Below are 10,422 nucleotides of genomic sequence, written 5' to 3'. Positions count from 1 at the left end.
CTCGAACGGCGTGAGCAGGCCCGTCCTGCCGGCGGGCAGCGGGCTGGACGGTGTGTAGATCTTGTGGACTTCGCTCATGTCGAGCTCCTCGCATCTCCCGCTCACGCGTATGCCTGAGCGACGATGCGACGTTACGCCTGAATGCATCAGAACTCAACAGGCGTTTATAAACTCGATCGGATGTCTGCCGGAGACACAGAAGAGGCCGGCATCCAGTCTCTTGGATGCCGGCCTCTTCACTTGGTTGCGGGGACAGGATTTGAACCTGCGACCTCTGGGTTATGAGCCCAGCGAGCTACCGAACTGCTCCACCCCGCGTCACAACAGAAAACCTATCACGGGGCTCCGGTGCACCCAAATCGAGACGTGGGCTCAGAAGCCGGATCGGCGCGCGACCAGCGAGTACGACAGCGGCAGCCACGGGCGGTCCGGCCACGCCCACATCCCCTCGTCGTTTCCCACCAGCACCGGGAACATGGCGAACGGCACCTCGAAGTGCTCGCGCAGCGTGTCGACGGTGAGGCCGGCGTCACGGAGAGCCGCGTGCACCTCCGCGAGCGGATGCATCCACTCCCACGTCCGGCCGTACTCGAGCACCGCATCCGGGTCGGCGTAGTCGCCGGGGTCGTCGAGCACGTCGGGCTCCGTCGACGCGTAGGGGAAGGTGAACTCCGGCATGCGGCCCGGCCCTCCGTCGCCGTCGAAGACGAAGGCCGCCGGATGTCCGTCCGCGAAGTACAACACCCCGCCGGGCTTGAGGAACCACGCGATGATCCGCGCCCATTCCGCGACGTCGGGCAGCCAGCCGATCGTGCCCCCCATCGTGAACACGAGGTCGAAAGACTCGGGCTCCGGCAGGATGTGGCGCGCGTCGTAGATGTTCGCCTCGATGAAGCACGCGGATGTCGGCAGGTCGAGCTCCGCCGCCATCCGCCGGGCCTCCTGCACCGCCGGGCGCGAGAAGTCGATGCCGACGACGGATGCTCCGAGCTGGGCCAGCGAGAGCGTGTCCGAGCCGAAATGGCACTGCAGGTGAAGCACCCGCAGCCCGTCGAGCCCCTCGGGATACAGCCCGGCGATCTCGCGCGCCACGATCGGGTCGAGCACGGTCCCTCCTGCGCGGAGTGGTCCCTGGTCGTAGAACCCGCTCGCGAGGTGAACGGGAACACGCTCGTCCCAGTTGGCCCGATTGTCGTCGAGCCACTCACCGTCGCGGAGGTCGACCACCGCTACTGTCCGAGCAACGAGATCATCTGCGAGACGGTCTTGGCCAGCGCGGCGTCAGCCACGCCGTAGGCCGCGAAGTCGCCGCTCTTGAGCGCCGCGTCCTTGTCCTTGAGCTGCTGTTGCGCTTGGCTGGCCAGCTGCTTGAGCTGAGCGTCCTTCTCGGGGTCGCCCGTGGTCGGAACGCCCGTAGTGGGCGTTCCGGTGCTCGGCTGGTCGGTGCCGGTCGACGGCGGAGTCGTCTCACTGCCCTGGTCACCGGCCGCCGCCCCGGAGTCACCGCCGAACAGCACGTCGAGCGACGCGTCGAGGGTGTCCTCGAAGGCGATCTGGTCTCCGAACGAGACCAGCACCTTCTGCAGCAGCGGGTAGCTCGTGCTGCCCTTCGACTTCACGTAGACCGGCTGCACGTAGAGCAGTCCTCCACCGACGGGCAGAGTGAGCAGGTTTCCGTTGATGACCGTGGACGATCCCTGTCGCAGCAGGTTGAGCTGCTGCGAAACCGTGGCGTCCGCATCGAAGTTCGCCTGCACCTGACCGGGCCCTGGCACGGTGTCCGTCTTCGGCAGGGTGAGCAATCTCAGCGAGCCGTAGTCGGCGGACTTCTTGCCAGCGGTCGAGCCCGCATCCGCATCCGCCGCCAGATAGCCGGTGAGGACGTTGCGCGACTTGGCGGCATTCGACTCGGGGATGAACGTGGAGTACAGCGAGAACGCAGGGTTCTGCTGGCCCGGCATCTGCAACGTCAGGAAGTATGGCGGCTGCAGCTTGGTGTCGTTCTGCGCGCTGTTCGGGTCGTCCGGCGTCACCCAGGCATCGTTGCGGGAGTAGAACGAACCCGGATCGGTGACGTGGTAGCGCCCCAGGATCATGCGCTGCACCTTGAACATGTCGCTCGGGTAACGCACGTGGCTCATGAGCGCACCTGACATGGACGACATCGGCTTGACCGTGGAGGGGTAGACCTTCTCCCAGGTCTTCAGCAACGGGTCCTTGTCATCCCATGCGTAGAGCGTCACCTTGCCGTCGTAGGCGTCGACCGTGGCCTTGACCGAGTTGCGGATGTAGTTGACGTCGTCGTTGGCGAACGATGCGGCCGGCGTCTCGGTGTCCTCGACGGCGCGCCCCATGCTGACCTTGGTGGAGTACGGGTAGTTGTCGCTCGTGGTGTAGCCGTCGACGATCCAGACGATGCGCCCGTCGACGACCGAAGGGTACGGATCGGAATCGAGCGTGAGGTAGGGAGCTACCTTCTGCACGCGGAGAGTCGGGTCGCGGTCGTAGAGGATCTGCGAGTCGTCGTTCACCGAGTCGGAGAGGAAGATCTCCTGCGACTGGAACTTGAGGGCGTAGACGAGCTTCTTGAAGACGTTGTCGAGCTTCGGGCCGCCGTTGCCACTGAAGGTGGTGTACTTCTGGTCGGATCCCTGATCGCCCGACGGGTAGTCGAGCTCGACGGGAGTGGTGCCCTTCGGCGCTCCGACGATCGAGTAGGTCGGCGAGTTCTCGCCGAAGTACACGCGCGGCTGGAAGTCGCCGAGCACGCCGGTGGACGGGATGCCCGACTCCATGAACACGGGCTGGCCGTCGGCCGAGCGCTGGTTTCCGTACGCGGCGACGAGACCGTAGCCGTGCGTGTAGACGACCGACGTGTTCACCCAGCTCTGGGCGTCGTTGAGGCCCTCGAGGTCGAGGTCGCGCACGGCCACCACGGCGTCCTGGCTCTTGCCGTCGACCGTGTAGCGATCGACGTCCATCTTCGCCGGGAACTGGTAGTACTGGCGGAACTGCTCGAGCTGCTTGTAGGTGTCGGTCACGACGGCGGGGTCGATGATGCGGATGCTCGCGGTGGTGTCCGCATCGGAACGGAGGGCGCCGGGCTCGGCATCCGTCGTCGCGTCGTAGTTGGTCTCCTTGACCTCGTCGACGCCGAACGCCTTTCTGGTCAGGTCGATGTTGCGTTGGATGTATGGCGTCTCGAGCGACTTCTCGCTCGGGTCGACCTGGAAGCGCTGCACCACCCACGGGTAGAGCGAACCGGCGATGAGCGCGGCGATGATGAGCAGCGCGGTGCCGACAAGGGGGAAGCGCCAGCGCCCGACGAACGCGGTGATGAAGAACAGGATCGCGACGAAGAGTGCGGCACCGGCGAGGATGGCCCGACCCGGAATGGTCGCGTGGACGTCGGTGTACGCCGGACCGGTGATGTTGGCGTTGGCATCCGTCACCGTGGAGTACTGGTCGAGCCAGATGCTCACGGCCTGCAGGAGCAGGTAGACGCCCGCGGTGACGGCGATCTGGATGCGCGCCGACTTGGAGATGAGAACCTCTCGGCCGTTGACACGGATGGCGCCGTAGAGATAGCTCGTGGCGACGCCCAGGATGAGGGCGAGCAGCACGACGGCCGACGCGAACCCGAGAACGGCGTGGTAGAACGGCAGCTCGAACAGGTAGAACGACGTGTCGAAGTGGAACTGCGGATCGGTCGTCCCGCTTGCGGTCCGGTTGAGCCAGAGGGCGGTGAGCTGCCAGCGCGATGCCGACGACACGCCGGCGAAGAGGCCGAGCAGCGCGGGGATTCCCCACATCGCGAGGCGACGCAATGGCTCGATGACCTGCTGGTAGCGGTCGAGCTGGGAGTTGAGCTTCGCGTAGACCGGACGGGAGCGGTAGGCGACCTGGATGGCGACCCAGACCGGAACGGCCATACCGAGGAAGCCGATGAGGAACATCGTTCCGCCGGCGAACCACTGGGTGGTCAGCACCTGGAGGAAGCCCAGCTGGTCGTACCAGAGGATGTCGGCGTAGACGCCGGCGAAGACGAAGAACGCCACCACCAGAGCGGCCACGATCACGATCGTGATGACGATTGGGGCCCGGCGGCGTCGCACGGGTCGGTCGGCGGCAGTTGCGCTCGTCACTGAATAGGCCTCTTGCTCAGAATGGGAATGGATCTCAGTTCATCCTAGGCATTGCGCCAGACCTCGCTGTGGGAGCAACAAGTGTGCAGGGTTTGCCCAGTGAATACTCAGGCGGGCGGCTCAGCTGGCTGTGCACGTCGGCAGCGCCGCTGTGTCTTCTTTGGTCGAGATCGCCTTGAGGGCCGCCATGGAGTCATCCAGCGTCTTGACGGCGAACACGGTCAGGCCGGACGGGACGTGGCCGACGACCTCGTCGCAGTTCGTCGCGGGCGCGAGGAACCAGCGGGCGCCGGCATCCTTCGCTCCGAACATCTTCTGACGGATGCCGCCGATGGGGCCGACGTTGCCCGCGGAATCGATGGTGCCCGTTCCCGCGATGTGCTGCCCGCCGTTGAGGAAGCCCGGCGTGAGCTTGTCGATGATGCCCAGCGCGAACATCTGGCCGGCACTAGGACCGCCGACGCTGTCGAGCTGCAGCGTGACCGTGAACGGGAACTGGTAATCCATGTGCACGCCGATGCCCAGGACGGGCGTGTCCTGAACGGTGGTCGGCGTCACCGAGACCGTCGAATCGACACCGCCGCGCTGGATGCCGACGCTCGCCGGCTTGCTGGTGCCATTCGCGGCGACGGCGTCGCGAAGTGCTTGGACGTCGTTGATCTTCGTGCCGTCGAGGCTCGTGATGATGTCGCCGTCCTGCAGGATGCCCGCGGCCGGCGAACCGTCAGTGAGACCCGCCACAGTGACGTTGCGTGGAAAGTCGTAGCCGAGCTCGACGAGGGCAGCCGCCGTGGCGTCCTCCTGCGAGTCGGTCATCTGCGCCTGGCTCTGCTTGTTGACCTGCTCGTCGGTCACGTTCGGGGGGAATGCGACGTCGATGGGGATGACGGCGCGAGTGGGATCGGCCCACGCCGCGACCACCTGGAACCAGTCCGGGCGCTGGGATGGCGTGCCCACCTGCGACACGGTCAGCAGGTCGAGCGCGCCCTTGGTCGGGTAGGTCTTCTCGTCGGGGATGGTGATGAGCGGGACCTCCTTGCCGTCGTGCTCTGCGGTGCCCAATGTGTTGTACACCGGTCCCGGCTGGTCGATGACGTAGGGCGCCGGGGCGACGCCGAGGACGATGAGTATGACGAAGGCGATGCTCAGCAGCACCCACCCGACGCGTGCGCGGCGATTGCGGGGGCGAGGTTCGTCGAAGTCGGGCTCCCCCGCATCCGGTCCCCCGCCATACGGACCACCCTGATACGGATCCGAGGCATCCGACCGATCGGTGAACAGCGACACCGTCATCCTTTCCGCGGCCGGGCGACCTGTTCGCGACAGGCGGACAGCGATCTCCACCCGGCGAGACTTTCCCGTCAAGCTACCAAGCTTCGCGCACTAGCGTAGAAACACGCGACTGAGAGGTGCCTGAAGTGGCTGAGAACCCCGAACCGGGCGACGAGAACGGTGACGAGCTGCGCGACATGCTGCGCCAGTTCCTCTCGGGCGAGGCGGGCATCGATCCGAGCCAGCTCGCCGGTGCAGCCGGCCTGCCGAGCGACCCGGCGTCCATCGCGGCGCTGATGAGCCAGCTCCAGAGTGCCATGCGCTCGAGCGGAGACGGCATCGACTGGAACGTCGCCCTGCAGCAGGGTCGTGACCGCGCCGCCGCCACCCAGACCAGCGTGACCGACGCGCAGCGCGCATCCCTCGAGCAGGCGCTTCACATCGCGGCACTGTGGCTCGACGAGGCTGTCAGCATCACCGAGCTCTCGGAGCAGCCCCGATTGATGACCCGGTCCGAGTGGGTGACGGCCACGATGCCCGTCTGGACGCAGATGGCCGAACCGGTCGCCACGAGCATCTCGGATGCGCTCATGGGCGCCCTCTCCGAGCAGGCCCCCGAGGAGATGCGCGGCATGCTGGCCGGAGCCGGCCAGATGATGCGCTCCATCGGCGGAGCCATGTTCGCCATGCAGCTCGGCCAGGTGGTCGGACAGCTCTCGAGCGAGGTCGTCTCCGGTGGGGACATCGGCATCCCGCTCCTTCCCGACGGCACTGCTGCGCTGCTACCTCAGAACGTTGCGGAGTTCGGCGAGGGACTCGAGTCCGACGACCAGGTCGCCATCTACCTCGCCGTTCGTGAATTGGCGCACGCGCGGCTGTTCCGGCACGCGCGCTGGTTGAGGCTGCACCTCATCAGCTCCATCACCGAGTTCTCGCGCGGGATGCGCATCGACACCGGCGGACTCGAGAATCTCGCCGAGCAGTTCGATCCCGAGCACCCGGAGCAATTGCGCGAGATGCTCACGAACGGGTCGCTCATTCCGCCGAAGACGGATGCGCAACTCGCTGCACTCGCGCGGCTCGAGACCATGCTGGCGCTCGTCGAGGGCTGGGTCGACGTGGTCACGGCGGCGGCGACAGAACGGCTCCCGGGGGCGATCGGCATGGCCGAGATGGTGCGCAGGCGACGAGCGGCAGGCGGCCCGGCCGAGTCGGCGTTCGCGACACTCGTCGGTCTGGAGTTGCGCCCACGACGTCTACGTGAGGCCGCAGCGATGTGGCAGGCGGTGACGGATGCCGTCGGCGCCGAGGCACGCGACGCGCTCTGGGCGCACCCCGACATCCTTCCCGGCAGCGAGGACCTCGACGACCCGATGGCGCTCGTGCGACGACTGACGCACACGGCGGAGGGCGGCGAACCGGAGCTCGACGACGTGGATCAGGCCCTGGAGGACCTACTGCGCGGCGACGGTCCCGAGCGACCGACGGAGCCCGGCGCCTGAGCCGAATGACCTGAGACGTGTCAGCGCCGGCGTGTGGATAACTCGCCCCGGGTAATGCGCTGTTCGGCCACACTGCAGGAATGGTGCTGCGGCTCGACCCGAACATCCCGCTGGTGTGGCGTACTCCCGACACGCTCCAATTGGGCGTCGCGCGACGTCTGGCGACCATCGAGAACGTGAGCGCCACGGACGAGCGCATCATCTCGGCGCTTCAGAGCGGCGTGCCGCGATCGACGGTCGATCACATCGCAGCCCAGTCGCGGCTGCCACGTCGCGACGTCGACGACCTGTTGGGACTGCTCGCCCCGGCCCTTCACGACACCGAGCACGATGCGCATCGCCCGCGACGGCAGGCCAGCCAGGCCGTCCTCATCGACGGGACCGGCCCGACGGCCGATCGTCTCGCCGACCATCTGGGTGAGCTCGGCATCCCGGTGCAGCTTCAGTCCGGTCATCGCCCGGCCGCCGTCGTCATCGTGGCTCACCACGTCGTCACGCCGGGCCGCTACCGTCCGTGGGTCGCGCGCGACGTCCCGCACCTGCCGATCGTCTTCGGCGAGGAGGGCGTTCGCGTCGGTCCGCTCGTCGAACCCGGTCGCGGTCCGTGCCTGTACTGCCTCGACCTCGCGCGCTCCGACGCCGACCCGGCGTGGGCGGCCATCGCTGCCCAGCTCGCGCTGCGGAGCTCGCCGAGCGAGACGCCGTTGCTCGGCATGCTCGCGGCGACCCTGGCGGTGGCGCTGGTCTCGCGGCGACGATCGGCTGGTGCGGGAGACAGCGCCGGCCGGGTCGTGACGCTCAGCCCGGATGGCGGCTGGACGCGCTCCGAGCAACTCGAGCCGCACCCGGAGTGCGGGTGTCGAGCTCTGCCAGGAACCGCGACGGCTCGCGGTTCGAGCGCTGCTGGTGCCCGACCGACGCCCAGCTGAGGCCGAGCGTGCTGCGGGCGCGCGTTATGCCGACGTAGAGTAGGCGGCGTTCCTCGTCGATGGCGTCGAACGAGCGCGCGAAACTGATCGGGACCAGGCCTTCGCTGAGCCCGATGACGAAGACGTGCTCCCACTCGAGCCCCTTCGCCGCGTGCAGCGTCGCCAGCGTGACGGCGGAGAGGGTCGGATCGTGCTGGCCGGCCTGTCGCTCCAGCAGCTCGTCGGTGAAACGGCGGAAGGTCAGGTCCGGCTCAGCGGCGTCGACCAGGCCCATGATGGCGTTGAGGGATTCCCAACGGTCGCGCACGGCTCCGCGGACCTCGGGCGCGCTCTGGCTCCAGCCCAGCGAGCGCAGCACGTCGCTCACGGACTTGAACAGCGGCTCCCCCACGATGGAGACGGAGGCCGCCCGCAGCGCCAGCACGGCCTGCTTGACCTCGGGCAGATCGAAGAAGCGCCGGGATCCGCGCACCTGGTAGCTCACGCCGACATCGCCGAGCGCCTCTTCGAGCAGCGCACCCTGCACGTTGACGCGGTAGAGGACGGCGATCTGCTCGGGGCGGGCTCCCGCATCGACGAGTTCGACGATCGACTGGGCGACGGCCCTCGCCTCGGCACGATCGGTCGGGAACGAACGCTGCGTAACCGCGGCGGCGGCCGCATCCGTCGTCGCCGGATGCAGCGTGAGAGCACCCGGGCGCCCGCGCATGAGCCGATTGGCGGCATCGATGATGGGCGGCGCGGAGCGGTAGTTGCTCTCCAGGCGCACCACCGTGGCATCCGTGAAGGTCGAGGGGAACTCGAGGAGGTAGTCGGAGGAGGCGCCCGCGAACGAGTAGATCGTCTGGCTGGCGTCACCGACGACGCACAGGTCGCGGCGGTCGCCCATCCACAGCCGCAGCAGCTGCCACTGCACCGGGGAGACGTCCTGGAACTCGTCGACCACGAAGAAGCGGTACTGCTCGCGCACCTGCATGGCCACAGACGGCTCCTGCTCGATCATGCCAGCCGTCACCAGCAGCACATCCTCGAAGTCGAGCTGACGGCGCTCGTCCTTGAGCTGCTCGTAGGCCACCTGCATGGCGAGCATGCGCTCGGTGTCCATACGGTCGGGCAGCGGGCGACCGCGGGTGACCGCTGCCTCGTACTGCTCGAGTGAGAGCCCGGACACCTTGCGCCACTCGATCTCACCGGCGACGTCACGGAGGGTCGCGGTGTCGACCTTCATCCCGATGCGCTCGGCAGCGTGCGCGAGCACGCGGGCCTTGCCGTCGATGATGCTCGGCGCCGACCCGCCGACGACCTGGGGCCAGAAGAAGCCCAGTTGCGAGAGGGCTGCGGCGTGGAAGGTGCGTGCGGCCACTCCCCCGGCACCCAATCCCCGCAGTCGCAGCCGCAGTTCGGCAGCCGCCCGCTGCGTGAATGTCAGCGCCATCACCCGACCCGGGGTGTATGCGCCGGTCGCCACACCGTAGGCGATCCGATGCGTGATCGCCCGGGTCTTGCCGGTCCCCGCGCCGGCCAGCACGCAGACCGGCCCGATGAGGGCTTCGGCGGCCACGCGTTGCTCGTCGTCCAGGCCGGTGAGCAGGGCGTCGGCCGTCACCACCGCACGTCTCCGTCGACGATCGGCTCACCCAGCCACTCCTCGAGCAGGGCCCGAGCGATCGAGGATGCCCCGGGAAGCACGACTCCGTCTGCAGCCGAGCGGATCTGGTCGCGGGTGAACCAGCGCAGCGAGAGGATCTCCATGCCGTCGGGCCTGATCGCATCCACGGATTCGTGCGACGCCAGGCTCGCCCGGAAGCCGAGCATGATCGAGGCGGGGAACGGCCAGGGCTGCGAGCCGCGGTAGATCGGGTCGGCGACGTCGAGTCCCGTCTCCTCCTTCAGCTCGCGGATGACGGCGTGCTCGAGCGACTCGCCGGGCTCGACGAACCCGGCGAGCAACGAGTAGCGGTTGTTCTGCCACATCGCGTTCGAGCCCAGCAGCACACGGTCGTCGGCATCCGTGACCAGGACGATGACGGCCGGGTCGGTGCGCGGGAACACCTGCGTCCCGTCCACCGGGCAGACGAGCACCCAACCGCCCTGCTGCGCGTCCAGCACGGCACCGCAGCGCGGGCAGTGCCGCGTCATCGCTCGCCAGTTGGTGATAGCCACGGCCTGGGCGAGGAGGCCGACCTCTGCGTCGGCGAGGATCGGGGCGGCGGCGCGGAGACCGACCCAGTGCTCGGCGGCGGCGTCGAGGGTCGCCGCGATCTCATCCGTCACCGCGACCGCGACGACCGGCGAAGGCGCAGGAACGCCGAGGGTGCGTCCGAGGTAGACCAGAGGCGCGTCGGCAGGCAGCCCGGCGCTCGTGAGCGCCGCGAGACCGACGAGTCGGAGCGTCGCATCCCCCGCCTCGGTGCCATCCACGAGCACGCGACCGTCATGCACCGCGAGAACACGTGTGGCGCGCTCAGCACGGAGGTCGTCCAGCAGTCCGGGGCGGCTCCGCGCCTCGCCGTCACGATCGAGCACGACCCGCGCGAGCGGCACGTTGAGGGCGGGCAGCATCACCGACGACCT

Annotated in this window: 6 protein-coding genes, 1 tRNA gene and 1 pseudogene; 2 read left to right on the top strand and 6 right to left on the bottom strand. The window is 68.0% G+C overall.

The window, feature by feature from the left end:
* Window positions 1-241: 241 nt before the first annotated feature.
* The 4 genes from E6C70_RS01790 to E6C70_RS01775 all read right to left on the bottom strand — a co-directional run bounded on the left by E6C70_RS01790 (window position 242) and on the right by E6C70_RS01775 (window position 5,300).
* Window positions 242-318 (bottom strand) — tRNA-Met (locus tag E6C70_RS01790).
* Window positions 319-372: 54 nt separating this feature from the next.
* Window positions 373-1,227, bottom strand: coding sequence for a class I SAM-dependent methyltransferase (locus tag E6C70_RS01785; RefSeq protein WP_136421645.1), 855 nt, complete (start codon window positions 1,225-1,227; stop codon window positions 373-375).
* Between the two features lie 2 nt (window positions 1,228-1,229).
* Window positions 1,230-4,145 (bottom strand): UPF0182 family membrane protein, encoded by a 2,916-nt coding sequence (locus tag E6C70_RS01780; protein ID WP_207670009.1) that lies wholly within the window; start codon window positions 4,143-4,145, stop codon window positions 1,230-1,232.
* A 120-nt stretch (window positions 4,146-4,265) separates the two neighbouring features.
* Window positions 4,266-5,300: a YlbL family protein gene (locus tag E6C70_RS01775; protein WP_407921008.1), complete on the bottom strand. Its 1,035-nt coding sequence runs from the start codon at window positions 5,298-5,300 to the stop codon at window positions 4,266-4,268.
* A gap of 263 nt (window positions 5,301-5,563) precedes the next feature.
* Between E6C70_RS01775 and E6C70_RS01770 the strand changes: the two genes are divergently transcribed.
* Together E6C70_RS01770 and E6C70_RS16945 are read left to right on the top strand one after the other, a co-directional pair.
* Window positions 5,564-6,919: a zinc-dependent metalloprotease gene (locus tag E6C70_RS01770; protein ID WP_235833225.1), complete on the top strand. Its 1,356-nt coding sequence runs from the start codon at window positions 5,564-5,566 to the stop codon at window positions 6,917-6,919.
* A gap of 80 nt (window positions 6,920-6,999) precedes the next feature.
* A pseudogene (locus tag E6C70_RS16945) lies at window positions 7,000-7,773 on the top strand (TOMM precursor leader peptide-binding protein); the annotation flags it as partial.
* Here the strand turns inward: E6C70_RS16945 and E6C70_RS01760 are convergent.
* Window positions 7,718-9,454, bottom strand: coding sequence for an ATP-dependent helicase (locus tag E6C70_RS01760; protein WP_136421640.1), 1,737 nt, complete (start codon window positions 9,452-9,454; stop codon window positions 7,718-7,720). The pseudogene E6C70_RS16945 and the gene E6C70_RS01760 overlap by 56 nt on opposite strands.
* Window positions 9,451-10,410 carry an NAD(+) diphosphatase gene (gene nudC, locus E6C70_RS01755; protein WP_136421694.1) on the bottom strand — a complete coding sequence of 320 codons (960 nt, stop codon included), beginning with the start codon at window positions 10,408-10,410 and terminating at the stop codon, window positions 9,451-9,453. Before nudC ends, E6C70_RS01760 begins: the two co-directional genes overlap by 4 nt.
* Window positions 10,411-10,422: the final 12 nt, after the last annotated feature.

The sequence above is a fragment of the Orlajensenia flava genome, assembly GCF_004801905.1.
GTDB classification, from domain to species: domain Bacteria; phylum Actinomycetota; class Actinomycetes; order Actinomycetales; family Microbacteriaceae; genus Orlajensenia; species Orlajensenia flava.
This window is presented reverse-complemented; position numbering and strand designations above follow the sequence as displayed.

What these genes read in the sequence shown, in the direction of transcription:
- nudC (WP_136421694.1), bottom strand. Translation starts at nt 10,410, where the DNA reads ATGCTGCCCGCCCTCAACGTGCCGCTCGCGCGGGTCGTGCTCGATCGT.